The sequence below is a fragment of the Halostella limicola genome (genome assembly GCF_003675875.1).
Lineage (GTDB): Archaea > Halobacteriota > Halobacteria > Halobacteriales > Natronoarchaeaceae > Halostella > Halostella limicola.
In genome coordinates, this window is record NZ_ML014752.1 from 219969 (window position 1) to 244639 (window position 24671).

The window sequence follows — 24671 nt, forward strand, 5'->3', positions numbered from 1 at the left end:
AGGTTCCGAGAACCGCCGAAATCGCCGGAACCCCAGAGGGGCGCCGGTATCAGTCCTTGCGCTTGACGACGTCGCCGAGCGTGTACTCGCCGGTGGAGGAGCCGCCTTCCCACTCGCCGCTCTCGCCGCCCTCGCCGGTGAGGCTGATGTCGAAGTACCGCTCCAGCTTGTCCTGCAGGTCGTCGCTGGGGAGGGTGTCGCCGCGCTCTATCTTGCGGATCAGGCTCGCTTTCTCGTTGAGTTCGTTCGCGAGGTCGGCCTGAGAGAGCCCCTCGTTCTCGCGGGCGCGCCGGATGCGGTCGTCGTAGTCCTGCGCGAGTTCGTCCATGTCGTCGAACATGTCCGAACGCCCGCCGGAGCGGCCGCCGCCGGAGGAACCGGCCGACGCGGTCGTGCTCGTCCCGCCGGAGGCGGAACTCGACGACCCCGAGGAGCCCGTGGAGTACTTCGTCGAGGCGTCGCTCGACGACTGGGTCTTGACTTCGGTCCCGAAGTCCGAGCAGTTGTCGCAGACGTCGAGTTCGGCGCCTTCGACTTTCACTTTCTTCGGAGAGGAAGTCTCGGCGCCGCACATCTCGCACTGAACCATACTCAGTCGTTTATCACGCCGCTGTATAAATGATGCGACGGCGGGGGTCAGGAGAGCCGGCCCCACGCCTCGGAGAACCGCTGGAACGCGGTGAGGTGGCCGACGACCGCGAGGAAGGCCAGTAGCCACCCCGGCAGCGACAGGCCGTACAGCGTCGCGTCGACGAAATAGGCGACGTAGCCGACCGCAGCGATGATGACCAGCCGGTCCGCACGGCCGACCAGCCCCGCGTACAGCCGGTCGAGGCCGACCGCCTGCGCCTGGGTGCCGAGGTAGGAGGTCATCAGGACGCCCGTGACCGCGGCGAGGCCGAGGGCGTACCGCTCGACGCCGGCCGCGACGCCGGCGATGATGACGATGTCGGCGTACCGGTCGAGGACGTGGTCGAGCAGGTCGCCGGCCTCGGACTGGACCCCCTGCTTCCGGGCGAGCGCCCCGTCGATCACGTCGAACCACCCGTTCAGCACCACCAGCGTCGACCCGATCGCGTACCAGACCGGGTCCGCGCCGGCGAGGTAGTATGCGACGCCCGCGCCGGCGGCGACGAGGCCCGCGACGGCGCTGACGCCGTTTGGCGTGAGGCCGACGCGGTCGGCGGCGTTCACCCACGGGTCGAGGAAGCCGCTCACGTACGGCCGGAGCTGGTCGAGCGTCATAGGTAGTCGATGAAGGAGACGGTGCCCGCGCTCGGTTCGCGCTCGCCCGCGACGACGGCCTCGATCTCGTCGGCCACCGCGTCGGGGTCGCGGTCGGTCGTGTCGATCTCGTACACCGCGTCCGTCCCGTGGCCCTCGACGGCCTCCGTGAGTATCACGTCGAGCGCCTCGCTCTCGGCGTTCTCCTCGGCTTTGGCTTCGGACTCGCCGCGCTCGCGGAGGCGGCGTTCGAGCTCCTCGGGGTGACAGCGCAGGACGACGACCCGGTCGCTGTCGAGGTGATGGGCGAGGTGGGAGTCCAGGATCAGGTCCTCCCGGTCGCCCAGCCACTCCTCGACGGCCCCGACGTCGGCGATCACGCTGTCGCGCTCCTCGTCGACCTCGTCGTACAGTTCCTCCTCGCGGACGACCTCGTTGAGGTGGACCACGTCGAGGTCGGTGTCGAGGCGGTCGGTCGCGGTCGTCTTGCCCGTGCCGGGCGTGCCGGTGACGGTGACTCTCATGCGAGCACCTCGTTCAGTTCGCTCACGGCGGTGCGGGTCTCCTCGCGCGTGCCGCAGGTGACGCGAACCCACTCGGGCAGGCCGTAGCTCGACGTGTCGCGGACGATGACGCCGCGGCGCTTCAGCGCCTCGTACACCTCGGTGCCGTCGCCGACCCGCACCAGCACGAAGTTGCCGGCGCTCGGGAGCACCGGCGCGTCAACGTGGTCGCGCATGTACTCGCGCGCCCAGCGGGCGGTCTCGACGGACTCCGCGACGTGTTCGCGGTCGCCCATCGCGGCGATACCCGCGCGGCAGGCGATCTCGCTCGCGGCGAACGGCGTGTTCACGCGGGCGTAGGCGTCGGCCCAGTCCGCGGGGACGACGGCGTAGCCGAGGCGGACGCCGGCGAGGCCGTACGCCTTCGAGAACGTCCGCAGGACGGCCACGTCGTCGCGGGTCTCGCGGTCTTCCGTGGCGTCCGAGAGGCCCGCCTCCTTGCTGGCGGCCCCGCCGACCAGCGAGACGGCGGAGGGCTCGGCGGCGTACTCGCCGTACGCCTCGTCGACGACGACCAGCGTCTCCTCGTCGGTTTCGGCGGCGATGCGCTCGATCTCGTCGAGGCTCATCACCTGCCCGGTCGGGTTGTGCGGCGAGGTGACGTAGACGACGCGCTCGCCGTCGTAGGCGTCGAGGACGACGTCGGCGTCCATCGCGAAGTCGTCGTCGGCCGAGAGCGGGTACTCGTTCACGCGGCCGTGGTGGTAGCGGGCGCTCATCGCGTAGTAGGAGAAGCCGGGGTCGGGCACGAGCACCTCGTCGCCCGGTTCCAGCGTCGCGCGGGCCAGGTAGTCGAGCGCGCCGTCGCCCCCGTTCCCCAGCCACACCTGCACGTCGGCCACGTCCCAGGCGTCGGCGACGGCGGCGGTGAGGTCGGTGTGAGCCGCCGTCGGGTAGGCGTTGACGCCGCCGGCCGTCCCGCGGACGGCCTCGCTCGCCGCCGGACTCGGCCCGAGCGGGTTCTCGTTCGACGCGAGCTTGACGAACTCTTCGGGGTCGCGACCGAGCTCGCGGGCGACTTCCTCGATGCCGCGCCCCGCCTCGTACGGGACGTGGTCCGACAGGTCGCGTGGTTGCATAGACGAGGCAAGTGCGTGACGGGTCTTAAGATTGCTCAAGGAGCGCGAACGGACCCCCACCGTGCACCGAGCGGTGGCTCGTCGGGCCGTGTGGCCGCCGGTCGCGGGGACGACCGCTCCGGTATACGCCGCCTGAAACGGGCGCAGGCGGTCACTACGGCGGACGGGGTTTCAGAATAGATATCATTACGAAGTGATCTCGGGGAGACGGTTAGGACAGAGATGACCGACGACGTAACGAGACGGACGCTGCTCCGCCGCGGCGCCGTCGCGACCGGCGCAGTGGTGACGGGCGCGGCGGGCCTCTCCGGCACCGCCGCGGCGTCGCTCGACTGCCCTCGGACAGTCGACGAGTGGCGCGACAACTACCATGCGTTTCACCGATCCCGCGACGGGTTCCGACTCGACCGGAGCGACGACAGCTACGACAGCGACGTCGCATGGGAACTCCTCGGCGAGGACCACGGCGCGGACAAGGCGGTGTTGCTCGCCCGGGAGGTCGTCGCCGCGCAGGCGAACGTCGCGGCCATCCGGACCGGAGAGGGCGGCGACTGCGCGGACGCGGCCGACGAGATCAGAGAGACGGTCCAGGCGGCGATCTCGTGGCTCGACTGCTCCGACGGCGCCTGCGCGGACGGGTGGGACTACCTCGCCGCACCCGAGGAGTACGCGTACACCTACGGGTGGCGTGACGACCGCGGCGTCGACGGCGAACCGATCCTCGAGGACCTCCGGGCCTTCAACGAGGGCCGACACTGCGACGGGTGCGGGTCCGAGTACGACGGAACTGCCGAAAGCGTGTCGGACGGTGACGACCGCTGGCGCCCGCCGGACCCGCCGCGGTGGCCGCCGGCGGTCGGGGGCGACGCGAAGGAGTAGCAGAGGGTGCGGCCCGGATTTTTCGTCGTGCTGCCGCGTCTTCAGCAGTGCCGCAGTTCGTCGCGCGGTCGTTCTCCCTCTAGAGGAGACGATGGAGTCGCCGGAATACGGCTCCTACCGACCGCGAACACGTGTCATAACGAAATAGTTGCTTTACTAACGTATTTTCGAGATGACGAACGACCTAACCAGACGCGACGTGCTCCGACGCGGTGCCGCGGCGACGGGCGCGGCGACGGTCGGCGTCGCGGGGTTCAGCGGGACCGCGGCGGCGACGCTCGACTGCCCGCGGACGATAGGGTACTGGAAGAACCATCCCGGTGTCGCGGAGCAGGTCCGATCACAGATCTTAGTCGCCCGCGGGAGCAAGGCGATCGACGTCGACGAAGCGTTGTCGATTCTGAATACGCCGCCGCGGGGCGACAAGGCCCTCATCATGGCCAAACAGGTCATCGCCGCGGTCCTGAGCAAGGGCGCTATCCTGTACGAGGACGGCGCAGTCTGCAAGGAAGCAGCCTCCGACATAGACGAGGGAACGCTCGACAAGGCGATCAACTGGCTCGGATGCGTCGAATCGGAGACGGAGGGGTGGGGTTACCTCGACGACCCGGAGAACTACGACCCCGTTCGGACGTGGACGAACGACTGCGGAGACGGTGAGCCGCTCAAGGACCGACTGGGCGCGTTCAACAACGGCCGGCTCTGCGACGGTTGTGGCGGGAGCGATGGAGGAGACGGCGGTGACCAGAATCGTGAGAACGAGAGCGGTGGCGGACGCGGGCGCGGTCGAGGAAGTGGCGGCGACGGTGAGAACACCGATCGAAGCGGTGAGAGCGGGCACGGCCGCGGGGGCGGTAACGATCCCGGGAACAGCAACGAACGGGGGAGCGGTAACGGCCGTGGGAACAGCAACGGAGAGAGGAACGGTGACGGCCACTGAAACGGACGCGATCGCGGCAACGGCCGGGGCCGCGGCAACGGCCGTTAGACCGACCCGGCCACGTCGTCGGCCCTCGCCCGCGCCCGTTCGACGACCTCCGTTCGCCCGGTGAACGCGATCCGGACGCGGTCGCCCCCGTAGTCGACGGTCTCGACGCTCGCGCAGTCGTACAGCCACGAGACCAGGCTCATGGCCTCGCCGCAGTTCGGCACCGCGAGTTCACATCGCTCCGCAGGGAGTTCAGCCGCGACGCGCTCGGTCAAGACGTCCAGCCCGGTCCCCGCCAGCGCGCTAACGGCGACGGGGTCCCGCCAGTTGTCGGCGAGGACCGCGCGCCGCTCGACGAGGGCGTCGTCGTCCACCAGATCGACCTTGTTCAAGGCCGGAACGATCGTCCCCTCGACGCGCCCGTCGTGGACTCGCCGGCAGGTCTCGACTCGGTCTCGGAACCGGTCGAGCGGCGCGCTCACGTCGACCACGAGCACGACGGCGTCGGCGTGATACGTCTCGGAGAGCGTCCCGTGGAACGACTCCACGAGGTCGTGCGGGAGGTCGTCGATGAGGCCGACGGTGTCCGTGACCAGCGCGCGGCGGCCGTCGAGCGCCGCGCGCCGCGTCGTCGTCTCCAGCGTCTCGAACAGCCGGTCCTCCACGGACGCCGTCGCATCCAGGTCGTCGTGAGCCGGGTCGACCGCATCGGCCGAGAGGTCGTCGGCGAGCCGGTGCAGCAGCGTCGACTTGCCAGCGTTCGTGTACCCGGCGAGCGCGACCAGCGAGAACCCCTGCTCGCGGCGTTCCCTGCGGCGCTTCGCGGCGTCGTCCGCGAGGTCGTCCAGCTTCCGCTTCACCCGGTCGATGCGGGTCCGGACGTCGTTGAGCCGAGTCCCCTTCTCCGCGGCGAGATTGAGCGGTTCGGGGTCGCCCTCCGCCTCGACCCGGGGCAGTTCGTACCGGAGCGTCGCGAGTTCGACCTGGAGCTTCGCGCGCCGCGTCGCCGCCCGCTCGGCGAAGATGTCCAGCACGACGCGGCGGCGGTCCGCGACCCGCGTGTCCGCCGGGAGCGCCTCGACCAGTGCGGTCGACTGCCTGGGCGTGAGGTCGCCATCGACGAGGACCGCGTCCGCGCCGCGCTCGGCGACGCGGTCGCGCAGTTCCGCGACTTTCCCGTCGCCGAAGTGTGTGCCGGGATCTTCCGGGCGGCGCTGCGTCACCTCGCTGACCACCTCGTACCCCGCCGCCTCGGCGAGGCCGCGCATCTCTGTCGTGTCCGCCGGTCCGTCGTCGACGCGTTTCGCCACTATCGCTTGTCGTGTCATGGAGTATCGTTGCTGTCGCTGTCGGTTCGAGAACGGTGCGACGCCCCCGGCAACGTCAGTCGAGCGAACGGCGGCGACGAAGACGGAACCGGCGGTGCGCGGCCGCGACGCGGTCATCGAGCGACCGATCGTCGTCCGCAGGGCGGGCGCCGGTCAGAAACGGGGAGAGATGATCATCGGCCGTGGGGGACCCACGACGGCCCTCGTCAAATCCGTTGGGGAGGTATGCGATCCGTTCTCAAAGCTCCGCGTCGACGTGGTCGGCCGCCTTCAGCGCCAGCGCGGCGATGGTCAGCGTCGGGTTCAGCGCGCCGCCGGTGACGAAGGCGCTGCTGGAGGGGACCCAGAGGTTGGCGAGGTCGTGCGTCCGGAGGCGGGGGTTCACGACGCTCGCGGCCGGATCGGTGCCCATCCGCGTCGTCCCCATGTGGTGAAACGCCGGGCCGGTGTTTTCGGGCCCGACGGACCACTGGATGTCGACGCCGAGTTCCGTCAGTATCTCGCGCTGGATCTCGTTCGCGCGCTCCAGCGTCCGCTTCGTCCGCTCGTCGAGCGACCAGTGGATCTGCGGGACGGGGTTGCCGTGGTCGTCGGTGGTCGAGGGGTCGAGCGTGATACGGTTCTCCTCGCGGGGGAGCTGTCCGGCGAGCGCGCCCATCGCGACGTGGTTCCCGTACGCGCCGCGGAGGTCGTCGAGCAGGGCGTCGCCCCACTCGTCGCTCGACAGCGCCGTCTCGACGGGGGAGGGCCCGGCGTAGTTGAGGAACTCGAGCTTGAAGCTCCCAACCTCGGCGTCGGCGTCGTCGTAGAACTGGTGGGACTCGCTGGTGATGAAGCCGACGTGGTTCTGCCGGGTCGGCTCGTCGATCGTCCCGCCCATCCCGGCGAACAGGTGGTCCATGAAGTACCGGCCGACGAGGCCGCTGGAGTTCGCGAGGCCGTCGGGGTACTGCTCGGACGCGGAGAGCAGGAGCAGGCGCGGTGTCTCCACGCCCCCCGCGGCGAGGACGAACTGCCGCGCCTCCTGCCGGTGCTCGCGGCCGTCCGGCGTCGCGTAGACGGCGGCCTCGACGCGTTCGCCGTCCGCGTCGTGGACGAGCCGCTGCACCGGCGCGCGGTCGATCACGCGCGCGCCCTCGCTCTCGGCCTTGCGCACGTGGACGTCGGCGCTGTACTTCGCGCCGGAGGGGCAGACCGGCTTGCAGGTGCCGAAGCCGACGCACTCCCCGCGGCCGTCGTACGGCTCGGAGTTGCGCGCGTTGGGGACGGAGTGCATGGCGACGCCGAGTTCCTCGCAGGCCTCGGCGAACAGCGAGTCGCTGTAGGACGGGCGGAAGGCGGGCATGGGGAACGGCTCCTCGCGCGGCGGCGCGAACGGGTTGTCGTCGGCGCCGGCGACGCCGAGTTCGGCCTCCGCGTCGGCGTAGTACGGCCGCAGGTCCTCGTAGTCGATGGGCCAGTCCGCGCCGACGCCGGTCCGCGATTCGAGTTCGAAGTCCCCCTCGTGCAGGCGCATCACCATGCCCTGCCAGTGGTTCGTCGACCCGCCGACGCCTTTCACCCGGGCGCTGTTGAGGGGGTAGAACCGGTCGCCCGCGTTGCTGTAGGCGTCGCGCTCCCCGCCCATGTCCCACACGTCCAGATGGTCGTGGCCGGGTCGGATCGACCGCTCCATGCGCTCCAGTCGGTCGGCGGGGTCGAAGCGCTCGCCCGCTTCGAGGACGACCACGTCGTGGCCGCCCGCAGCGAGGCGGTGCGCGACCAGCGCGCCGGCCGGTCCCGCGCCGACGACGCAGACGTCGACGCGCTCGGAGGGAGTCCGGTCGATGCCGTCCGCGCCGGCGGACCCGCTCATCGCGGCCCCCGCTGGTACGACTCGGTGCCGCCGGGGTGGCCCTGCGGGTTCTCGATGCCGACGAGTTCGCCCCCCGTCGGCGAGGTGTACAGCGCGTAGAGCAGTTCGTTCACGACGTAGTAGCGGATCCGCTCGGCGTCGGTTCCCTCGGGGTCCGGGTCCGCCGCGTCGACTCCCATCTCGCGGAGGTGTGCGTCGCGCTCGGCGGCGTCGAGCGCGAGGAAGTTGGCGTCGCGCCACTCGCGGGCGCGGTCATCGACCGCGGCCAGCGCCTCCCGCATCGCCGCCCGGTAGCCCTCTCGATCGTCGGCGCGGCCGGCGACGTACGTCTCGACAAACTCGCGGACACCGTCGACTTCGGAGGGGTAGACGACCCGAGCGACGGCGACGAGGAGGTCGCGCTCGCGCCCCGGTGTCAGGTCGACCCCGTCGTCGGGCGCGTCGGCGAGCGAGCGCCGGAGGCCCGCCGCACCGACCCCGGCCACGACGCCGCCGGAGGCCAGCGCGGCGAGCGCGTCGCGTCGCGAAAGCTCCATGTTCACCCGGCTTAGGCATACCTAAAACTTAGGAGTTGTCGTTCGCCCCGGAGATCGACCGCGCGGCGGCCGCGCCGATCGACCTTCCTCTCTGCGGTCGACCGACGGGCGGACCACCTCAGGGCTCACGGACGCCGTGATCCAGCGTGCCGACGCCCTCGATCTCCACCTCGACGCGGTCGCCGTCCTCGACGGGGCCGACGCCCTCCGGCGTGCCGGTGGCGATAACGTCGCCCGGCTCCAGCGTCATGTACGTCGTGATCTCGGCGATCAGTTCGGGGATCGAGAAGATGAGATGCTCGATCGACGAGTCCTGGCGCGTCTCGCCGTTGACGCGCAGTTCGACGCTGGCGTCGTCGGGCACCTCGTCCGGCGTCGCGAGCACCGGCCCCATCGGCGCGGCGTTGTCGAACGCCTTCCCGCGGACCCAGTTCTGCTCCCGCCGCTGGTCGTCGCGGTTCGAGACGTCGTCGAAGCAGGTGTAGCCCGCGATGACGTCCTCCGCTTCCTCCTCGGCGACGTTCCGACACTGCTCGCCGACGACGACCGCTAGCTCAGCCTCGTGCTCGACGGTCTCTTTCCCCGCCGGCAGCGTGACGGTGTCGCCGTGGCCGGCGAGCGCGTTCGGCGGCTTCAGGAACAGCAGCGGGCGGTCCGGGACCTCCTCGTCGCGCTCTTCGGCGTGTTTCGCGTAGTTGCGGCCGATACAGACGATCTTCGTCGGCTCGCTCGGCGGCAGGACGTCGACCTCGTCCCGGTCGTACGTTTGCCCGCCGAAGGCGACGCCGTCGTCGGTCCACTCGCCGGTCCGGACGGACCCGGCCGGGTCGCGGAATCGCACGCGTTTCACGGTCCCTCCGTCGAGCGACGGGGGCTAAGAGCTTGCGGTGGCCGCACCGTGTTTTCGCGCCCCCGGTGGAAAAAATATGGTCGGCGGCGGCGAAATCCGCGACCGTAATGGACCGAGACAGTCCCCGCTCGCCGGCCGGCGGCGTCGGTCGGCGGCAGTTCCTCCGAGCGACCGCCGGCGTCGGCGCGCTCTCGCTGCTCCCGGCGACCGGCGCGCGTCGCTCCGATCGGATCGATCCGGCGATGACGCAGGGCGGCCCGACGACGACCCGGGCGTTCGAGTTCGTGTACGAGCGCGCGCGACCCGAGACGACGATACCGACGCTAATCGAACTCGACGACGAGGCGGCGCTGGACGCCGTCACCGAAGTCGACGCCGAGTTCAGGACCCTGACCGACGGCGCGGTCGCCGCGTACGCCGAACTGACCAGACAGCAGGTCGACGAGGTTCGGTCGGTCGACGGCGCCGCGACCCTGCGGTACGCCACGGGGTCGAACCCGTTCTGGATCCTCGGCGAGTACCCCGACGGCGTCTTCCCGTCGACGGACGACGCCGTCGACTTCATCGGCGTCGAGCAGGCCGCTGACGGCCTCGACCTGCTCGAACACCGGCACCCGGACCGCCTCCGCGTGCGGGCGCTCGGGCCGTCTCCCGGCGTCGCCGACGCCCTGGACGACGCGGTCCGGTCGCGGTCGGTCACGGTGGCTGAGCTGACGGCCGGCGTCCGGGACGAGGCCGCGCTCGCCGAGCGCGAGACGATCGCGTTCGTCTGTTCGATCCACGGCGACGAGCGCTCGGGTGCCGAGGCGGCGCTGCGGCTGATCGAGGACGTCCTCGAAGACGACGATGAGACGGTCGCCCCGCTGCTCGACGACCTCGCGCTCCTGTTTCTCTTCCCCAACCCGGACGGGTGGGCGTCGCGGGCGCCGTGGGCCGAACTCCGCGGGAACCCGTCCCCGTACAGCACGTTCCGCCGGGCCACGGGCAGCGGCGTCGACCCCAACCGGCAGTACCCGACCGTCGGGTACGTCAACCCGCAGTACCACCCCGCGGAGCCGGACGGGACGGACCTCGCGGACGACGGCGACGGGACGGGTCTCGTCGCGGACGGCGTCGACCCGTCGACCGGGGCTCACGGGGGCGAGGCGGCACTGGGAGCGGACCCCGACGTGGGCGAGGAGTACCGAGAGACCGTGCCGGATTCGCTCGCCGTCGTCGAGGCGCTCCGGGGCTACGAGAGCGTCTCGTACCTGTTCGACCTCCACGGGATGTACGCGTCCGAGGCGATGGTGAAGGGCCTCGTGATGAACGGCGAGCGACCGCCCGCGGAGGCCGCCGACCTGACGGCGCTGAACGAGGCGGTCGACGACGCCCTGACGGCGACGCTCGGGCCGCTGCTGGACGAGCACGCCGACGCTCTCGAACGTATTGCCGAGAACAGCGACGCGGGCGGTGCGAGCGTGCCCGAACGGGCCTACGAGTACGGCACCGTCGCCGACACCATCGGCTACACCACTTCCGGCGGGCTCGCGACCTGGGCGAGCCATCCGACGGAACTGGGCGGGCTGGGCGCGACGGCGATGGCGTTCGAGATGGCGTTCGACAACAGCTTCGAGCGGACGCGCGAGGCCTATCCCGCGCTCCTCGACCTCCACGTCACCGGGTTCCTGGAGGTGATCGCGACGGCCGCCCGACACGCAGCCGACGGCGGGAGCGCCCAGAGCGTCGACGGCGGCGGCGCGACGACGGCCTACATCGAGGCCCCGTCGCTCGCCCGGCGGGCGGACGACCTCCCCTTCGGCACCGCGGACGCCGAGCCGGAGGCTCCGGCTACCGAACTGGTCGAGCGCGAGCGGACCGTCCCGCTCGACCCCGACGGCGCGGCGACGACCTCGTTCGACCTGCCGGCCGACCTCCACTCGGTCTCCGTCAACGCCGCGCCCGCCGGCGCGACTGCCGCGGACGCCCGGCTCTACGGCCCCGATGGGACCCTCGCGCGAGCGTCGGCGGGCGGGGCCGGACTCGCGGGTGAGAACTGGGTACTCCCCGAGCCGGCCGGCGGCGAGTGGAGCCTGCAGATGTCGAACCGACGGTCGACGGTGCCCGGCGCGGTGACGGTCCGGCTCACCGGCGTCGTCGCCGACGGTCGCTCCCCCGACCCGGAGAGCGCCCTCGGCTACCGCCAGCGTCCCTACGAGGTGTCGCCGCTCGCGTTCTTCGACGCGTACGCCGACGACCTGACGAACGGCGACGTCGCCTCGCTGGCCCGCGACGATATCCGGAACGGCGGGCTCGTCGACGGCGGCGACCCCGTCGCTGACTCGCTCGTCGTGAACCACGACGAGGGCGCCGACGACGCCGAGTACGCGAGCGCGCTGGACGACTACGTCGCGGCCGGCGGCACGCTCGTCCTCACGGACGCCAGCGTGGGCCTCCTCGGCGCGCTGTCGGTCGCCGGCGCCGACGCGATCGCCCCCGATGACGTACAGGAGATAACGCGCCCCCTCGCGGCGGTCGAACGGGAGTCAGACGACCACCCGCTGCTCGCCGCGACCCGCCCCGTTCAGCGGGAACTGTGGCACTCTCCGACGCTCGGCTACCTCGTCCAGAGCCCCGTGCCGCTGTGGGGCGTCGACGCCGACGCGTTCGAGGCCGCCGGCGGCAGCGTCGCGGCCCGGAACGGTTCCGCGGCGACGATCGCCAGCCTGGGCGACGGGCGGGTCCAGGTCGTCGGCAGCCTCCTTCCCCCGGCGACCCAGGAGTACCTCCACCCGTTCGGGCTGGCCGACCACGCGGTGACCACCTTCGGACTGACAGTTCTCGCCAACGCCGTCGGCCACGAGGTGCCGTGGAGCGACGCCTGAGCCCTCGGTATCGTCCACCAAATCGCCCGAGGCGGCGACTTCGGAACGGAAGCGTTAAGTTACTTAGCCCGGAATCACCGAATGCGCTCCGTTGGTGTAGTCCGGCCAATCATTTCGGCCTTTCGAGCCGATGACCTGGGTTCAAATCCCAGACGGAGCATCTCTGTCGATGCAACCTGCGAGCGACGCGTACGGCGCAAGCGACGACTACGATAAAGGACGCCGACCGCGACCCTACCGATCCTCCGCCATCTCGCTGTATCGCTCCGCCTGCGCGTCCATCTGGCACTGGACGCAGGGCTCCTCGTCCGTGCAGCCGGGGTTCTGGTACGGGCACTGGTGAACCGGCTCGGACGACGCCGACAGCCGGCGCTTCTGCGTGCGCCACTCCGCCGCCCAGTCGTCGATGTCGCCGTTTCGGTCGGAGCTGTACACGACCGTGTCGTCGCGGGTGACGATCTTCTCGCAGACGGTGTCGGACGAGCGGGCGGCCCTGACGGCCTCGATCGCCTCCGGGATCGACCCCACCGTCTCGGTCTCGCGGGAGGTCTCGTACAGCTTCACGACGGTGATACCGCCGTCCTCCCGCAGCGCCGGTTCGGTCATTGCGGTACCGACTCGGCAGGGCGAGCAAAAAGGTACTGGTCGTAGGAGCGGGGACGGAGCGACGCGCCGCGGGCTGGCGGCGGCGGACGAAAACGGTTCGCTGGCAGTTCGGGCGTGGGGACTCGTGTCGAGAGAAAGTAAGCGAAAAGCCGGTGGCAGCCGCCGAGCGTTATTCCTCTTCTTCGGTCTCCTGGCTCTCTTTGATGTCTTCGAGGTGGTCGAGAAGGTCGTCGGTCGAGCCCGTTTCGAACTCCACTTCCCCTTCGTGAGTGTTCTGATGAACGTCGACGCCTTCCTCTTCGGAGTCTGTGTTTACTTCCTGTTGCTGTTGCTCGGACTCATCGTAGCTACCAAAACCCATGTTGTAGAAGAGTCGGTAAACACACTTAGTCTCTTCGCCCGTCTCAGTTCGGCGACGCGTCCGGGGAGCGCGGTCCGAACGTCGACGGGAATACGGGGGGCGGTGGCCCAACCGTTTCACCGGGGACGTAGTACGTACGGACCGATGGGAGACTTCAGACCGCAGGTCGACCGCGCACGTCTCGGATGGTGGCTGTTCGTCCTCGCGCTCGCCGCCGCCGCGGCGTTCATCGCCTACTCGTTCGTCGGGCTGATCGCGCTGGGCGTCTTCGGCTACTACGCCACGCGGCCGGTCTATCAGCGGCTCAAAGCGGTCATCGACAGGGACGGCCTCGCGGCGTGGCTGACGCTCCTGCTGGTGCTCGGTCCGATCCTGATCATGCTCGGGTACGCCGGTGTCCGGACGTTCCAGCAGGCGCAGGCCTGGTTCGGGTCGCCGGAGCAGGTCCCGCTGCTGGGCGCACAGTTGCAGTCGATGGCGGGGTACGAGCGCGAGACGCTGCTCGCGGCCGTCGAAAACCCCAGCGAAATCCTGCAGAACCCGCGCGAGACGGTCCCTCGGATCCTCAGGGCGGGGCGACAGGTGTTCTCCGCCGTCTTCGGAACCCTGCTGCTGCTGTCGCTCTCGGTGACGCTCTCCTTTTTCCTCCTGAAGAACGACGACGCGCTCTCCGACGGCCTGCGGGACCTGTTCGGCGGGGCCGACAGCACGGCGTACGCGTACGCCGCGGCCGTCGACAAGGACCTCGAATCCGTCTTCTTCGGGAACTTCCTGTTCGTCCTCTCCATGTCGGTCGTCGCGACTGCCGCCTACTGGGGAACGAACGTGCTTTCGCCGTCGGGGCTTCGCGTCCCCATGGTCTTCGTCCTCGGCTTTCTGACCGGCGTCGCCAGCCTGATCCCGATCGTGGTGGGGAAGGTGATCTACCTGCCGGTCGTCGCGTATCTCGGACTGCAGGCGGTGCAGGGGGGCGGCGACCACCTGCCGTTCGTCGGCGGCGCGCTCGCGGTGTACGTCCTCGTCCTCGACCTGCTGCCGCAGACGTTCCTGCAGCCGTACATCACGGGCCGCCAGCTCGACGTGTTGGTGCTGATGTTCGCCTACCTCCTCGGCCCCATCCTGTTCGGCTGGTACGGCTTCTTCTTCCTCCCGATACTGTTCGTCCTGATGCTGGAGGCGGTGCGGATCGTCCTCCCCGAACTCGTTCACGGCGAGCCGGTCAGGCCCGACCTGGAGATGGGGGAGTCCGTCGGCTCCGACCCCGACGCGGCGAGCGACGAGGCCTACGACGGCGAAGGCGACGGTTCGGAGGACGAGAGCTGACCTCGGGCGGGCCGCGGTCACCGGCCGTCGAACTGTCCCGCGCACCCGCGGCGGTCCGGGAGCGGGGCAGGATTTAGTGGCTCGACCCGGAAGGACGATCATGGACGGGAGCGACGCGGTCGGACGTTCGGGCGGGGACGAGCGGACCGTCACGCTCTCGACGGGCGACGAGGTCGAGCTTCCGCTCTTCGTGGAGTTCTCGATGGCCGGCGCCCTGTTTCCGGCGTCGTACGAGCGCCTGCGAGCGCGACTGCCGTCGGACCGGCTCTCGCCGATCCGGATCGCGCCGCGGACCGGCGTGGTGGCGTTCGCGGCGATCGAGTACCGCCGGACCGACGTGGGTCCCTACGAGGAGTTCGGCGTGATCGTCCCGGTGGCCGAAGCTGGGGAGCACGAACGGACCGGTACCGATGGAACGGCACTCAGCGGTGCGCTCTCCCGACTGGTCGACCGCTCGATCGGCGGGTACGTGTCGTACCTGCCCGTGACGACGGCGGCGTCGGTCGCGCTCGGCAGGGAGATCTGGGGGTACCCGAAGGAGGTCGCCGACGTGGAGATCCGGGCGGTCGACGGCGGCCGACGCACGACCGTGTCGGAGGGCGGCGAGCGGATCCTCTCGCTCGAAGTCGGCGCGGCGTCCGGCCGCGAGCGGAGCGCGACGCTGCACAGTTACTCGGCGCTCGACGGAGACCTCGTGCGGACCCGGGCTGACCTCTCCGGGCCCCTCGCGGTCCGGCCGCTCAGCCAGCAAGCGTCGGTGACGCTCGGCGAGCACGAGCGCGCCGACCACCTCCGGGACCTCCGTCTGCGGCGCTGGTCGGTCGGCCGGCTGTACGGGGACGACCTGTCGGCGCAGTTCTACCCCGGCGAGCGCCGGCCGCTCTGAGCGGTCAGAACGAGGGCATCACGTCCTCGGCGTAGAACTCGAGGAACCCCTCCACGTCGGGGGCGACCTGGTGGAGCGTGACGCGCTCGAAGCCGGCGTCGACGAACTCCTCGACGTTCTCGACGTGAGTGTCCGGGTCGGGGTCGGTCGGGGTGCTCCCCTCGCGGATGTCCTCGGGCTCGATCATCTCGCAGGCCTGCTCGAAGTGCTTCGGCGTCGCCAGTTCGGTGTTGAGATCGCCCGTCAGCGCCGTGGTCGGCCAGCGCTCGTAGGCGGCCTCGACGGCCTCGTCCTCCGTCTCGGCATAGGAGACGGTCATCTGGGCGTACCGGGGCCCGTCGCCGCCCGCGTCCTCGTAGGTCTCGACGACCTCCTCCTGCGGACCGACGGTGACGAGTCCGTCGCCGATCTCTGCAGCGGACTCAGCCGACTTCGGGCCGTACGCCGAGACGGGGATGTCCGGGGTCTCGTCGGGCAGGGTGTACACCCGGGCGTTCTCGACGTCGTAGTGCTTCCCGTGGTGGCTGACGTTCTCGCCCGTCCAGAGCTTCCGGATCACCTCGACGGCCTCCTCCAGCATCTCCAGGCGGACCTCGTGCTCGGCCCAGTGGTCGCCGAGGACGTGCTCGTTCAGGTTCTCGCCGGTGCCGACGCCGAGCGAGAACTCGCCGGGGAGCATCGTCGCCGCCGTCGCCGCCGCCTGCGCGACGATCGCCGGGTGGATGCGCATGATCGGCGCGGTGACGCCCGTCGCGATCGGGATGTCGTCTATCTCCTGCGCGACGCCGCCCAGCGTCCCCCAGACGAACGGGCTCTCGCCCTGCGCGCTGATCCAGGGGTGGAAGTGGTCCGAGATCGTCAGGTAGTCGAAGCCGAGTTCCTCGGCGCGGCCGGCGTACTCGACCAGTTCGTTCGGCCCGTGCAGTTCGCTCGACAGTGCGAATCCGAATTCAGGCATAGGGTATCATCCGTCCGCCGTTCCACGCGGAGCGGGTTAAGCGGCAGTTGCGTCGTCGGTTATGAAAACGCCCGGACAGGCGAAACGCCCTCGGCGGACGCGCCCGTAGGAGTCGCCGTGACCGACGACAAGGACCCGAACGAGATGGGAGACGACGGACCGGACGCGAGCGCGGACGCCGACGGGGACCCGGACTCCCTGATCGAGTCCCTGCACGCCGAACTGGCCGCGACCGCGGAGCTACCGATCGACCGGGACGCCGGCCGGTGGATCGGCGAGGCCGAGGCCGTCGCCGAGGACCTCGTCGGCGCGGCCGCGTCGGAGGCGGTCGTCGACAAGCGGGTCGGCCACGTCCGGGACCTCCTCGCCGAGGTGGAGGACACCGGGAACGAGGAGGCCGACGAGCACGTCGACGAGGCCGAGCGGCTCACCGACCGGATCCTCGGCGAGTAGCTTCCAATCGACGTTCGGCGGCGGCATCGGCGTCCTCGCCGAGGTGGCGAGTTTCATGTACCCGGCGGTCCGTCCTCGGCGTGGCGGCGACGTTCGCGATCATGTCCTCCCTCTGAGTGACGGAGGACCTCGTTTGTACTGAAGACCCCCTGCCGCCGATACTCTCGTCACGTCGGCGTTCCTCCTACCTTCCGGCCTGATTACACTCGCGTCTGACCGGACAGGAAACCTTCTTACGTGCTGTGCCAATAGTTGGCACGCGCAGCGGAGGGGGAAGCAAGCATGGAATGCGAGAACTGCCATCAGGTGAGCGACTGGATCGGCGACGACAGCCAATGGGCCCCCGTCAATTCCGGGGCGACGGTCGTCCGGGGCCTCTACGAGTGCGAGAACTGCGGACACAGGCAACGCGTTCAGTGAGCGCGGCGCGGCGGGGGCGATCCTGTTCTTTGGTATCACGGCTCGGCGGTCCGAACCGTCGGGATTTAAGCGGCGGCGGGAACGCTGTTTTGGTGTATGAAACTGCACGAGTATCAGGCGAAGCAGGTCTTCGCCGACGCCGGGATCCCGACGCCCGCATCCGAACTCGCGGAGAGCGTCGACGAGGTCCTGGCCGCTGCCGAGGAGATCGGCTACCCCGTCGCGGTGAAGGCGCAGGTACAGGTCGGCGGACGCGGCAAAGCCGGCGGCATCAAGCTCGCGGAGGACGAGGACGAGGCCCGCGAGGCCGCCGAGGACATCCTCGGGATGGACCTCAAGGGCTTCCACGTCGACCGCGTGCTGGTCGAGGAGGCCGTCGACTTCACCAACGAGCTGTACGTCGGCGTCACCATGGACCGCGGCGAGGGCAAGCCCGTGGCGATGGTGTCGACCCGCGGCGGCGTCAACATCGAGGAGGTCGCCGAGGAGGACCCCGACGCGATCGTCCGCGAGCACGTCGACCCCGCGTTCGGCATGCACCCCTATCAGGCCCGGAAGGCCGTCTACGAGGCGGGCGTCGACCGCGCCATCGCCAATGACGTCGCGAGCGTCCTGCAGACGCTGTACACGCTCTGGGACGACAAGGACGGCGCCGACGCGGAGATCAACCCGCTGATGGTCACGGCCGACGACGAGGTCATCGCGGCCGACGCCGTGATGAACATCGACGAGGACGCGCTCTTCCGCCAGCCCGAGCTCGCGGAGATGGAAGACGAGTCCGCGGGCGGCGACGACCTCGAACAGAAGGCCGACGAGTACGGCTTCGACTACGTCCGCCTCGACGGCAACGTCGGCATCATCGGCAACGGCGCAGGCCTCGTGATGACGACGCTCGATCTGGTCGACTACTACGGCGGTTCGCCCGCCAACTTCCTCGACGTCGGCGGCGGCGCGAAGGCCGACCGCATCGCCAACGCCCTGGACATGGTGTTCTCCGACGACAACGTCGACAGCGTCGTGTTCAACATCTTCGGCGGGATCACCCGCGGCGACGAGGTCGCGAACGGCATCAACCAGGCCCTGGAGCAGTTCGACGAGATCCCCAAGCCCGTCGTCGTGCGGCTGGCGGGCACCAACTGGGAGGAGGGCCTCGAGATCCTGAACGAGGACCTCGTCACGGTCGAGGAGACTCTGGAAGACGCGGTTCAGCGTGCCGTCGAGTACGCTGAGGAGGTGGAAGCATGAGTGTTCTAGTCGACGACGACACCCGAGTCATCGTGCAGGGCATCACCGGCGGGGAGGGCAAGTTCCACGCCGAGCAGATGATCGAGTACGGCACCAACGTCGTGGCCGGCGCCGTCCCCGGCAAGGGCGGCCAGGAGGTCCACGGCGTGCCCGTCTACGACACCGTCGAGCGGGCCGCCCGCGAGGAGGACGCCGACGCGTCGGTCATCTTCGTCCCGCCGGCGTTCGCCGGCGACGCCGTCTTCGAGGCGCTCGACGCGCCGATCGACCTCGCGGTCGCCATCACCGAGGGCATCCCGACCCAGGACATGGCCCGCGTGAACAAGCGCCTCGGCGAGGTCGACACCCGTCTCATCGGGCCGAACTGCCCCGGCATCATCACGCCCGGCGAGGCGAAACTCGGCATCCTGCCCGGCAACATCTTCTCCTCGGGCAACGTCGGTCTCGTCTCCCGGTCCGGCACCCTCACCTACCAGGTCGTCGACACCCTCAACGACCGCGGCATGGGCCAGACCACCGCCATCGGCATCGGCGGCGACCCGATCATCGGCACGGACTTCGTCGACGCGCTCGAACTGTTCGAGGCCGACGAGGACACCGAGGCCGTCGTCATGTGCGGCGAGATCGGCGGCGAGGACGAGGAGGAGGCCGCGAAGTACATCGGCGAGTACATGGACACGCCGGTCGCCGGCTTCATCGCCGGCCGCACCGCGCCGCCGGGCAAGCGCATGGGCCACGCCGGCGCTATCGTCTCCGGCAGCGGCACCGGCACCGCCGAGTCGAAGATCAACGCCCTCAACGACGCGGGCGTCCCCGTCGGCGACACGCCCGAAGAGGTCGCCGACCACATCGAAGACCTGCTCTGAGCGGACGGCGCAGTTCCGCCTTTTCTACGGCGCGGTAACTCCGTTTTCGCGCGTTTCGAGGCGTTCCCCGAGAGGACAACGAGAGGGATGAGGAACGACCGGCGTCGAGAAGCAGTCGCGAGCGCCGTCAGGCGCACCCGTTCGTCGGCTCGTCGTCGCCGGTCAGACCGACGGCGAGGCTCGCGCCCCACGCTCGGATCGGCGAGGTCAGCAGGCGACCCCACGCCCTCGCTGCACGGGCGCTCGAAGACGCGGCGACCGTGGGTGCGTCCGCCGGCGCCGGGCGCTCGGTGACGGTCGTCTCGCAGTTCGGGCAGACGTACGCCGTTCGGTCGCCGTGGGAGCGGAGCCGCCAGTCGCCCTCGACGGGGCTCTCGTGGTCGCACGAGGGGCAGAACAGCGTCGCTTTTAGTCGCGGCAGTGCGTCGGCATCGGGAGTTCGGGCAGTGACGGTAGTCATTACCCGACGATAGGGGCGTGAGAGGGATAACCTTCGCGCCCCAGTGCGTTAGTCGCGCGGTAGGGGCCGCCAGCGTCGCCTCTACGGAGGCTTGGCGACGGGCGTGTCCGGGCGTGTCTGTGTCAGGAGGTTTCAACACGGCGCCTCGCGTTTCCCCGCCATGGCACGCGAGTACGACAAACTCGTCCGCGACCGGATCCCCGAGATAATCGAGGCCGACGGCGAACGCCCCCGCGTCCACGTCGCCGACGAGGACGAGTACGAGCGGCGACTGCGCGAGAAGCTCGACGAGGAGGTGCGGGAGTACCGCGAGGACGGCGGCGTCGAGGAACTGGCCGACGTGCTGGAAGCGGTCCACGCGCTCCGCGAACTGGCGGGCGTCTCGGCCGAGGAACTGGAGGCGATCCGGGTCGAGAAAGCCGAGGAACGGGGACGGTTCGAAGAGCGAATCGTCCTCGAGCGCGTGGAGTGAGCGGCGGCCGGCTACTCGACGTTGAGCGCCGGTCCGCGGTCGCCCGTCGCGCCGGCCGCCGCCGCGGCCCCGAGGGCGTACCAGAGCGCGGCGGCGACGCCGATGCCCGCCAGGATGTAGTAGCCGTACGCGACGACGACCGACGGCGGGGTGGTCGTCGCGACGGCGTAGTGGATCCACCAGACGGCCGTGTGGCGGGGCGCTTCGCTCTCGTGGATGGCGTAGACGAGCGTACCCCCGAGCGGAAGGCCCACGAGGGCCCCGCAGACGAGGCCGTGGACGGCGCGTCGACGGCGGTCCCCCGCCGCAAGAGTCCCGGCGACGTAGCCCCCGGCCGGGCCGCCGAGCAGGAGGGAGAGGACGCCGACGACGCCGAGCGGTTCGGGGAGCCTGACCGTCACCCCGATCAGGGCGAGCGCCGCTGGCGGAACGAGTCCGAGGAGGAGGGCCTCGCGGTCGAACACGCCGGACGTACGCGGGGGACCGTGTTGCGACTTTCGTTTTTCAGAACACGCGGGACAGCAGGGCCCGCAACGGGCCCAGAACGCCGCTGCGCTCGTCGCGGCTCTCGGCGTCGTCCGCTTCGGCGGCGCGACCGCCGTCGAGGTCGAAAGTGCCCTCGGACGGGGCGTCGGGCGGTACGACGCCGTGGTCGAGGGCGGTGTGGGGGTCGTCGAGTTCGATCCCGGCGATCGCGTCCGACAGTTCCTCGTCGGTCGCCTCCTCGGCGTCCGAAGGGCGGTCGGTCGCTGCATCGTCGCTTTCCGGGGACCGGCCGCGACGGTCGTGGTCGGAATCCAGCATCTCGCGGTCGGTTCAAACTCATTCGACCCGAATATTAAGACTTTATGAGTAGAGAATTAATGACGCATCAGTGAGAAAGTTCTCTCGGGAGGTTATTTGAGCCCGAGGATCGCCAATATCCGGGCTAGCAGACCCCGTTTCTCGTCGGTAGGTGACTCGTCTTTCGTCCCGTCGTCTGCCATCGACCCGGCGTCCGTCGTCGCGCCCGCTTCGTCGACGGCGCCGCCGATGACGTCCGGCCCGCCGTCGCTTCCGCCGGTCGGTCCGTCCTCGTCGGAGGGGTCGAACAGGTCCATCGCTTCGGCCGCGTCCGCGTCGGTCGTCTCTTGGTCGGCGGGCGCGTCGTCGCCGCCGTCCGTCGAGTCCGGATCGATCCAGCGGAACTCCTCGCCCTCCGAGCGGTCCGGGATGAGGAGGTTCTCGACCTCGCTCCCCGCTCCGAGCGTCTGCCCGCCGTCGGTGAACTGCTCGTGGGAGTGGCCGTCGGCGTCGGCGACGATCGACTCCGCGGACGCCCCCTCGAACTCGTCCGTCGGCGTCTCCGTCCCCGACTCGGCCTTGAGTTCCCGGAACAGATTCTCGGCGGTCGTGTCCTGGATCCCCTCGTCCAGCGTCGCCGCGCCCGCGGCGCTTTTCGTCCCCGTGTCGCGGAAGACGTAGTCGGCGCTGAGCGTCGTGTACCCCTCCCCCTCGTCCGACGTACCCCCGTGCGAAGTCGTCATATCTCCGATTGGTATATTTCTCCACCCGTTTTCGTTTAAGTCTTATGTCAATAAAGAAAAGGAACGGGTCGAGAGTCGGAGGGGAATCGCGGAGTTCCTTCGGCGGACTTTAGTCGGCTCACGCCAATCCGAGGACATGAAATTCGGCGTACTCAGCACGGCCGACATCGGTCGCACGGCGTTCGTCCCGGGAGTCAGGGAGACCGAGCACGAGGTGCTCGCGATCGCCTCCAGAGACGGCGACAGGGCCGCCGCGGTCGCGGACGTCCTCGGGATCGAGCGGTCGTACGAGGGATACGACGCGCTGCTCGCCGACGACGACCTCGACGCGGTGTACAACCCGCTGCCGAACGCCTACCACGCCGAGTGGACGCGCCGGGCGGCCGACGCGGGGCTACACGTCCTCTGCGAGAAACCCCTCGGCGTCGACGCCGCGGAGGCCCGCGAGATGGGCGAGTACTGCGACGAGCGCGGCGTTACGCTGATGGAGGGGTACATGTACCGCTACCACCCGCGGATCCGGCGGGCGATCGAGATCGCGCGGACGGAACTCGACGACGTTCGCTCGGTGACGGGGCGGTTCACGTTCCTGATGCCCGAGGGGGCGGAGGACATCCGGCTCGACCCTGACCTCGCCGGCGGGAGTCTCCGTGACGTGGGCGTGTACCCGATCCACGCCGCGCGCCAGATCCTCGGCGAGCCGTCGCGAGTGACGGGCTTCACCGCCGACACGCATGACTCCGGCGTCGACACGGAGGCCGCCGCCGTGCTGGAGTACGACGACGGCGCCACGGCGCAGGTGTCCTCCGGGTTCGACACGCCGAAGTCACAGTACGTCCGCGTCGAGGCTCCCAACGGGTGGGTCGAGGTGGAGGAGGCGTTCAACGTCGCGGGGGAGACCACCCTGCGCTACGGCGTCGACGGCCGGACCGCGACGGAGACGTTCGAGCCGGTGGACCAGTACGGCCTCGAAGTCGAGCACTTCGCGGAGTGCGTCGCGTCCGGCGACCGGCCGCTCACCGACGCCGAGTCGGGTGCGGCGACGCTCCGGGTCATTGAGGCCATCGAGGAGAGCGCGGAAACCGGCGCGGCGATCGACCTCGACTAGGCCGGCACTCACCGCCGGTCAGCGGCAGTTCTCGCAGCGCGACCCGTCCCCCTGGAACGGCCGGCCACACCGGACGCAGGGCGTCGGCGCGCGCTCCGGCGCGGACATACCGGGGATCACGTCGACGGGACTCGGCCGCGGTGCGACGTCCTGACGCCGACCGAGACGGTCGACGATCACGTCGTCGCGAAGCGCCATCAGGCCGCGCCACAGGCCGAGAAAGAGAACCGTCGGTAACACCACGAGGACCGCCGTACTGCCCAGTCTGAGGAGCAGTTCGGCGTCCATCACCGCCCGGCGAGGTTGTCCGCGCACTCGCGACAGAAGGTGTAGCGCCCCTCGTTGACCGCCCCGCAGGTCCGGCAGGCGACCGCGTCGCTCGCGCTCTCCGCGGCGCCCGTCGCGGCGAGAGCCGACAGGCCGTTCCCGGACGAGACGTTTCGCGGCGGGTCGGACAGCCGCGGCTCCGTCGGTCCGTCGTCGCGGACGTACTCGAGAGCGAGCAGCGGCACGAGTACCGAGAGCGGTACCAGCAGTATTACCCCGACGTAGAGAACGGCGTGTACGAGGGTGTCCATGAGATACCGTAGCAAATCCTCGCACTTAGTTGATACGGCCGATCTCACGTCGTCGGCCATCGGAGAGGTTCGACACCAGAGCGCGGAATCGCTTCAGCCGACAGTCTCAGCCGATCAGTCCCAGGCCGACCACGGTTGCGGCGGTGGCGAACACGCCGAGCGCGAACAGCGCGTAGTTGGCGATCGGGCTCTTCGCGGTCGTCACGCCGAAGGAGTAGCTGCGGCCGGAGAGCGGCCAGAACGGGCGGATCCCCATCGGCGTCAGCACGTCGCCGAGGAGGTGAGCGAGCACGGAGAGCGCCCCGACGGCGAAGCCGAACGCTGCGAGGTCCACCCCGACGGTCGGGCCGAGGACGGGAGCGAGCGCGGAGCCCGCGGCGCCGAACGCGGCGCCGAACAGGCCGGCGAAGAGAAACGAGTGCGTGGGGCCGCGGTGCGAGACGAACGGTAACCGGTGGTCGCAGTCGGGGAACGTCGCGGTCCCCACCATCACCGCCCCGCCCAGGTACGCGGCGACGACGTGGCCCTCCCGGACGAGGGCCGCGCCGACGGGCGCGTACACCAGCAGGGCGAGTCCGTAGTGGCCGAGTTGATACACGCCGCCCGGTTGGGTCCGGAGGCTCCCAAAGCTGTCGGTCCGCGGCGAACGAAACCATCATTATCGATGGCGGGGTTCGACCCCGTATGGCGGACGACATCGAGGCCATGACGCGGTTCCCGGTACCGGACGTCGAGGACCTGCCCGAGGACCTGCGGGAGCGCATCGACGCGGAGACGGAGGAGGCGGGGTTCACGCCCAACGTCTTCCTCGCGTACGCGTACCGACCCTCGCACTTCCGGGCGTTCTTCCAGTACTACGACGCGCTCGTCGAGGAGAGCGAGCTGACCCGCGCGGAGATCGAGATGATCATCGTCGCGGTCAGCGGCGTCAACGACTGCTACTACTGCAACGTCGCCCACGGCGCACTGGCCCGCATCTACGCGGATGACCCGCTGCTGGCGGACCAGCTCGTCTCGAACTACCGGAACGCCGACGTCAGCGAGCGCCACCGCCGGATGCTCGACCTCGCGGTGAAGCTCACCGAGAACCAGGCCGAAGTGGACGAGTCCGACTTCGAGCGCCTGCGGGAGGTCGGCTTCGATGACCGGGCGATCTGGGACATCGGGAGCGTCGCCGCGTTCTTCAACCTCTCGAACCGAATGGCCCAGCTCGCAGACATGCGCCCGAACGAGGAGTTCCACGCAATGGGGCGGTAGGGGCCTCGTCCGGACGCGATTTCGGTGATACTGTCCGGTCCTTGCT

At 69.9% G+C, this 24671-nt stretch carries 29 protein-coding genes and 1 tRNA gene; 12 read left to right on the forward strand and 18 right to left on the reverse strand.

Annotated features, from left to right (window positions below):
- Window positions 1-49: 49 nt before the first annotated feature.
- From D8670_RS01080 to hisC, 4 genes are read right to left on the reverse strand one after another with little or no spacing between them, the layout of a single operon-like run.
- The gene (locus tag D8670_RS01080) at window positions 50-589 is read right to left on the reverse strand and encodes a multiprotein bridging factor aMBF1 (RefSeq protein WP_121816247.1); all 540 of its coding nucleotides are present in this window, start codon (window positions 587-589) and stop codon (window positions 50-52) included.
- A gap of 47 nt (window positions 590-636) precedes the next feature.
- Window positions 637-1245, reverse strand: a complete 609-nt coding sequence (locus D8670_RS01085; RefSeq protein WP_121816248.1) for a CDP-alcohol phosphatidyltransferase family protein — start codon at window positions 1243-1245, stop codon at window positions 637-639.
- On the reverse strand, window positions 1242-1748 hold the full coding sequence (locus D8670_RS01090; RefSeq protein ID WP_121816249.1) for an adenylate kinase family protein: 507 nt from the start codon (window positions 1746-1748) through the stop codon (window positions 1242-1244). The genes D8670_RS01085 and D8670_RS01090 overlap by 4 nt, the downstream gene beginning before the upstream one ends.
- The gene (gene hisC / locus D8670_RS01095) at window positions 1745-2866 is read right to left on the reverse strand and encodes a histidinol-phosphate transaminase (protein WP_121816250.1); all 1122 of its coding nucleotides are present in this window, start codon (window positions 2864-2866) and stop codon (window positions 1745-1747) included. The genes D8670_RS01090 and hisC overlap by 4 nt, the downstream gene beginning before the upstream one ends.
- Before the next feature lie 222 nt (window positions 2867-3088).
- Here hisC and D8670_RS01100 point away from each other — a divergent pair, with 222 nt between their 5' ends.
- Both D8670_RS01100 and D8670_RS01105 read left to right on the forward strand, forming a co-directional pair.
- Window positions 3089-3745, forward strand: coding sequence for a hypothetical protein (locus D8670_RS01100; protein WP_121816251.1), 657 nt, complete (start codon window positions 3089-3091; stop codon window positions 3743-3745).
- A 172-nt stretch (window positions 3746-3917) separates the two neighbouring features.
- Window positions 3918-4685: a hypothetical protein gene (locus D8670_RS01105; protein WP_121816252.1), complete on the forward strand. Its 768-nt coding sequence runs from the start codon at window positions 3918-3920 to the stop codon at window positions 4683-4685.
- Between the two features lie 44 nt (window positions 4686-4729).
- On the opposite strand, the gene hflX is transcribed toward D8670_RS01105, so the two are convergent.
- From hflX to D8670_RS01125, 4 genes are all read right to left on the reverse strand, one after another.
- On the reverse strand, window positions 4730-6001 hold the full coding sequence (gene hflX, locus D8670_RS01110) for a GTPase HflX (RefSeq protein ID WP_121816295.1): 1272 nt from the start codon (window positions 5999-6001) through the stop codon (window positions 4730-4732).
- 238 nt (window positions 6002-6239) lie between these two features.
- A complete protein-coding gene (locus tag D8670_RS01115) occupies window positions 6240-7856 on the reverse strand; it encodes a GMC family oxidoreductase (protein WP_121816253.1) in 1617 nt (538 codons plus the stop codon).
- A complete protein-coding gene (locus D8670_RS01120; protein ID WP_121816254.1) occupies window positions 7853-8392 on the reverse strand; it encodes a gluconate 2-dehydrogenase subunit 3 family protein in 540 nt (179 codons plus the stop codon). The genes D8670_RS01115 and D8670_RS01120 overlap by 4 nt, the downstream gene beginning before the upstream one ends.
- Window positions 8393-8510: 118 nt before the next feature.
- A complete protein-coding gene (locus D8670_RS01125; protein ID WP_121816255.1) occupies window positions 8511-9242 on the reverse strand; it encodes a fumarylacetoacetate hydrolase family protein in 732 nt (243 codons plus the stop codon).
- Between the two features lie 107 nt (window positions 9243-9349).
- Between D8670_RS01125 and D8670_RS01130 the strand changes: the two genes are divergently transcribed.
- Both D8670_RS01130 and D8670_RS01135 read left to right on the forward strand, forming a co-directional pair.
- Window positions 9350-12106, forward strand: coding sequence for a M14 family zinc carboxypeptidase (locus D8670_RS01130; protein ID WP_121816256.1), 2757 nt, complete (start codon window positions 9350-9352; stop codon window positions 12104-12106).
- Window positions 12107-12191: 85 nt separating this feature from the next.
- Window positions 12192-12266: transfer RNA gene (locus D8670_RS01135), tRNA-Glu, on the forward strand.
- A gap of 74 nt (window positions 12267-12340) precedes the next feature.
- Here the strand turns inward: D8670_RS01135 and D8670_RS01140 are convergent.
- The gene (locus tag D8670_RS01140) at window positions 12341-12712 is read right to left on the reverse strand and encodes a hypothetical protein (RefSeq protein ID WP_121816257.1); all 372 of its coding nucleotides are present in this window, start codon (window positions 12710-12712) and stop codon (window positions 12341-12343) included.
- A 169-nt stretch (window positions 12713-12881) separates the two neighbouring features.
- Window positions 12882-13073 carry a DUF5786 family protein gene (locus D8670_RS01145; RefSeq protein WP_121816258.1) on the reverse strand — a complete coding sequence of 64 codons (192 nt, stop codon included), beginning with the start codon at window positions 13071-13073 and terminating at the stop codon, window positions 12882-12884.
- Between the two features lie 144 nt (window positions 13074-13217).
- Here D8670_RS01145 and D8670_RS01150 point away from each other — a divergent pair, with 144 nt between their 5' ends.
- Window positions 13218-14396 (forward strand): AI-2E family transporter, encoded by a 1179-nt coding sequence (locus tag D8670_RS01150; RefSeq protein ID WP_121816259.1) that lies wholly within the window; start codon window positions 13218-13220, stop codon window positions 14394-14396.
- A gap of 100 nt (window positions 14397-14496) precedes the next feature.
- Window positions 14497-15282: an acetoacetate decarboxylase family protein gene (locus D8670_RS01155; RefSeq protein WP_121816260.1), complete on the forward strand. Its 786-nt coding sequence runs from the start codon at window positions 14497-14499 to the stop codon at window positions 15280-15282.
- A 4-nt stretch (window positions 15283-15286) separates the two neighbouring features.
- On the opposite strand, the gene D8670_RS01160 is transcribed toward D8670_RS01155, so the two are convergent.
- Window positions 15287-16240: a TIGR03557 family F420-dependent LLM class oxidoreductase gene (locus tag D8670_RS01160; protein WP_121816261.1), complete on the reverse strand. Its 954-nt coding sequence runs from the start codon at window positions 16238-16240 to the stop codon at window positions 15287-15289.
- Between the two features lie 117 nt (window positions 16241-16357).
- Between D8670_RS01160 and D8670_RS01165 the strand changes: the two genes are divergently transcribed.
- The 3 genes from D8670_RS01165 (at window position 16358) to sucD (ending at window position 19224) form a co-directional block, all read left to right on the forward strand.
- On the forward strand, window positions 16358-16693 hold the full coding sequence (locus D8670_RS01165; protein WP_233752173.1) for a DUF8152 family protein: 336 nt from the start codon (window positions 16358-16360) through the stop codon (window positions 16691-16693).
- Window positions 16694-17209: 516 nt separating this feature from the next.
- The gene (gene sucC, locus D8670_RS01170; RefSeq protein ID WP_121816262.1) at window positions 17210-18358 is read left to right on the forward strand and encodes an ADP-forming succinate--CoA ligase subunit beta; all 1149 of its coding nucleotides are present in this window, start codon (window positions 17210-17212) and stop codon (window positions 18356-18358) included.
- Window positions 18355-19224 carry a succinate--CoA ligase subunit alpha gene (gene sucD, locus D8670_RS01175; protein WP_121816263.1) on the forward strand — a complete coding sequence of 290 codons (870 nt, stop codon included), beginning with the start codon at window positions 18355-18357 and terminating at the stop codon, window positions 19222-19224. The genes sucC and sucD overlap by 4 nt, the downstream gene beginning before the upstream one ends.
- A 127-nt stretch (window positions 19225-19351) precedes the next feature.
- Here sucD and D8670_RS01180 read toward each other — a convergent pair whose 3' ends face one another.
- Complete coding sequence (locus D8670_RS01180) at window positions 19352-19684, reverse strand: DUF8106 domain-containing protein (RefSeq protein WP_121816264.1); 333 nt, start codon at window positions 19682-19684, stop codon at window positions 19352-19354.
- Between the two features lie 160 nt (window positions 19685-19844).
- On the opposite strand from D8670_RS01180, the gene D8670_RS01185 reads away from it, so the two are divergent.
- Window positions 19845-20156, forward strand: a complete 312-nt coding sequence (locus tag D8670_RS01185) for a nucleoside triphosphate pyrophosphohydrolase (RefSeq protein WP_121816265.1) — start codon at window positions 19845-19847, stop codon at window positions 20154-20156.
- A gap of 11 nt (window positions 20157-20167) precedes the next feature.
- Here the strand turns inward: D8670_RS01185 and D8670_RS01190 are convergent, their stop codons facing one another.
- From D8670_RS01190 to D8670_RS01200, 3 genes are all read right to left on the reverse strand, one after another.
- Window positions 20168-20620, reverse strand: a complete 453-nt coding sequence (locus D8670_RS01190; protein WP_121816266.1) for a hypothetical protein — start codon at window positions 20618-20620, stop codon at window positions 20168-20170.
- Window positions 20621-20660: 40 nt separating this feature from the next.
- Window positions 20661-20960: a hypothetical protein gene (locus D8670_RS01195; protein WP_121816267.1), complete on the reverse strand. Its 300-nt coding sequence runs from the start codon at window positions 20958-20960 to the stop codon at window positions 20661-20663.
- 92 nt (window positions 20961-21052) lie between these two features.
- Window positions 21053-21682, reverse strand: coding sequence for a hypothetical protein (locus tag D8670_RS01200; RefSeq protein ID WP_121816268.1), 630 nt, complete (start codon window positions 21680-21682; stop codon window positions 21053-21055).
- 136 nt (window positions 21683-21818) lie between these two features.
- Here D8670_RS01200 and D8670_RS01205 point away from each other — a divergent pair, with 136 nt between their 5' ends.
- Window positions 21819-22790, forward strand: coding sequence for a Gfo/Idh/MocA family protein (locus D8670_RS01205; RefSeq protein ID WP_121816269.1), 972 nt, complete (start codon window positions 21819-21821; stop codon window positions 22788-22790).
- A gap of 18 nt (window positions 22791-22808) precedes the next feature.
- Here D8670_RS01205 and D8670_RS01210 read toward each other — a convergent pair whose 3' ends face one another.
- The 3 genes from D8670_RS01210 to D8670_RS01220 all read right to left on the reverse strand — a co-directional run bounded on the left by D8670_RS01210 (window position 22809) and on the right by D8670_RS01220 (window position 23966).
- Complete coding sequence (locus D8670_RS01210; RefSeq protein ID WP_121816270.1) at window positions 22809-23078, reverse strand: hypothetical protein; 270 nt, start codon at window positions 23076-23078, stop codon at window positions 22809-22811.
- Complete coding sequence (locus tag D8670_RS01215) at window positions 23078-23368, reverse strand: DUF7577 domain-containing protein (RefSeq protein ID WP_121816271.1); 291 nt, start codon at window positions 23366-23368, stop codon at window positions 23078-23080. The genes D8670_RS01210 and D8670_RS01215 overlap by 1 nt, the downstream gene beginning before the upstream one ends.
- 106 nt (window positions 23369-23474) lie before the next feature.
- Window positions 23475-23966, reverse strand: coding sequence for a metal-dependent hydrolase (locus tag D8670_RS01220; RefSeq protein WP_121816272.1), 492 nt, complete (start codon window positions 23964-23966; stop codon window positions 23475-23477).
- A gap of 86 nt (window positions 23967-24052) precedes the next feature.
- On the opposite strand from D8670_RS01220, the gene D8670_RS01225 reads away from it, so the two are divergent.
- A complete protein-coding gene (locus D8670_RS01225; RefSeq protein ID WP_121816273.1) occupies window positions 24053-24625 on the forward strand; it encodes a peroxidase-related enzyme in 573 nt (190 codons plus the stop codon).
- Window positions 24626-24671 lie beyond the last annotated feature (46 nt).

Bases quoted from the DNA above. Each gene is read 5' to 3' on its own strand.
- D8670_RS01080 (WP_121816247.1), bottom strand. From the start codon at position 589: ATGGTTCAGTGCGAGATGTGCGGCGCCGAGACTTCCTCTCCGAAGAAA.
- D8670_RS01085 (WP_121816248.1), bottom strand. From the start codon at position 1,245: ATGACGCTCGACCAGCTCCGGCCGTACGTGAGCGGCTTCCTCGACCCG.
- D8670_RS01090 (WP_121816249.1), bottom strand. From the start codon at position 1,748: ATGAGAGTCACCGTCACCGGCACGCCCGGCACGGGCAAGACGACCGCG.
- hisC (WP_121816250.1), bottom strand. From the start codon at position 2,866: ATGCAACCACGCGACCTGTCGGACCACGTCCCGTACGAGGCGGGGCGC.
- D8670_RS01100 (WP_121816251.1), top strand. From the start codon at position 3,089: ATGACCGACGACGTAACGAGACGGACGCTGCTCCGCCGCGGCGCCGTC.
- D8670_RS01105 (WP_121816252.1), top strand. From the start codon at position 3,918: ATGACGAACGACCTAACCAGACGCGACGTGCTCCGACGCGGTGCCGCG.
- hflX (WP_121816295.1), bottom strand. From the start codon at position 6,001: ATGACACGACAAGCGATAGTGGCGAAACGCGTCGACGACGGACCGGCG.
- D8670_RS01115 (WP_121816253.1), bottom strand. From the start codon at position 7,856: ATGAGCGGGTCCGCCGGCGCGGACGGCATCGACCGGACTCCCTCCGAG.
- D8670_RS01120 (WP_121816254.1), bottom strand. From the start codon at position 8,392: ATGGAGCTTTCGCGACGCGACGCGCTCGCCGCGCTGGCCTCCGGCGGC.
- D8670_RS01130 (WP_121816256.1), top strand. From the start codon at position 9,350: ATGGACCGAGACAGTCCCCGCTCGCCGGCCGGCGGCGTCGGTCGGCGG.
- D8670_RS01140 (WP_121816257.1), bottom strand. From the start codon at position 12,712: ATGACCGAACCGGCGCTGCGGGAGGACGGCGGTATCACCGTCGTGAAG.
- D8670_RS01145 (WP_121816258.1), bottom strand. From the start codon at position 13,073: ATGGGTTTTGGTAGCTACGATGAGTCCGAGCAACAGCAACAGGAAGTA.
- D8670_RS01150 (WP_121816259.1), top strand. From the start codon at position 13,218: ATGGGAGACTTCAGACCGCAGGTCGACCGCGCACGTCTCGGATGGTGG.
- D8670_RS01155 (WP_121816260.1), top strand. From the start codon at position 14,497: ATGGACGGGAGCGACGCGGTCGGACGTTCGGGCGGGGACGAGCGGACC.
- D8670_RS01160 (WP_121816261.1), bottom strand. From the start codon at position 16,240: ATGCCTGAATTCGGATTCGCACTGTCGAGCGAACTGCACGGGCCGAAC.
- sucC (WP_121816262.1), top strand. From the start codon at position 17,210: ATGAAACTGCACGAGTATCAGGCGAAGCAGGTCTTCGCCGACGCCGGG.
- sucD (WP_121816263.1), top strand. From the start codon at position 18,355: ATGAGTGTTCTAGTCGACGACGACACCCGAGTCATCGTGCAGGGCATC.
- D8670_RS01180 (WP_121816264.1), bottom strand. From the start codon at position 19,684: ATGACTACCGTCACTGCCCGAACTCCCGATGCCGACGCACTGCCGCGA.
- D8670_RS01185 (WP_121816265.1), top strand. From the start codon at position 19,845: ATGGCACGCGAGTACGACAAACTCGTCCGCGACCGGATCCCCGAGATA.
- D8670_RS01195 (WP_121816267.1), bottom strand. From the start codon at position 20,960: ATGCTGGATTCCGACCACGACCGTCGCGGCCGGTCCCCGGAAAGCGAC.
- D8670_RS01200 (WP_121816268.1), bottom strand. From the start codon at position 21,682: ATGACGACTTCGCACGGGGGTACGTCGGACGAGGGGGAGGGGTACACG.
- D8670_RS01205 (WP_121816269.1), top strand. From the start codon at position 21,819: ATGAAATTCGGCGTACTCAGCACGGCCGACATCGGTCGCACGGCGTTC.
- D8670_RS01210 (WP_121816270.1), bottom strand. From the start codon at position 23,078: ATGGACGCCGAACTGCTCCTCAGACTGGGCAGTACGGCGGTCCTCGTG.
- D8670_RS01215 (WP_121816271.1), bottom strand. From the start codon at position 23,368: ATGGACACCCTCGTACACGCCGTTCTCTACGTCGGGGTAATACTGCTG.
- D8670_RS01225 (WP_121816273.1), top strand. From the start codon at position 24,053: ATGGCGGACGACATCGAGGCCATGACGCGGTTCCCGGTACCGGACGTC.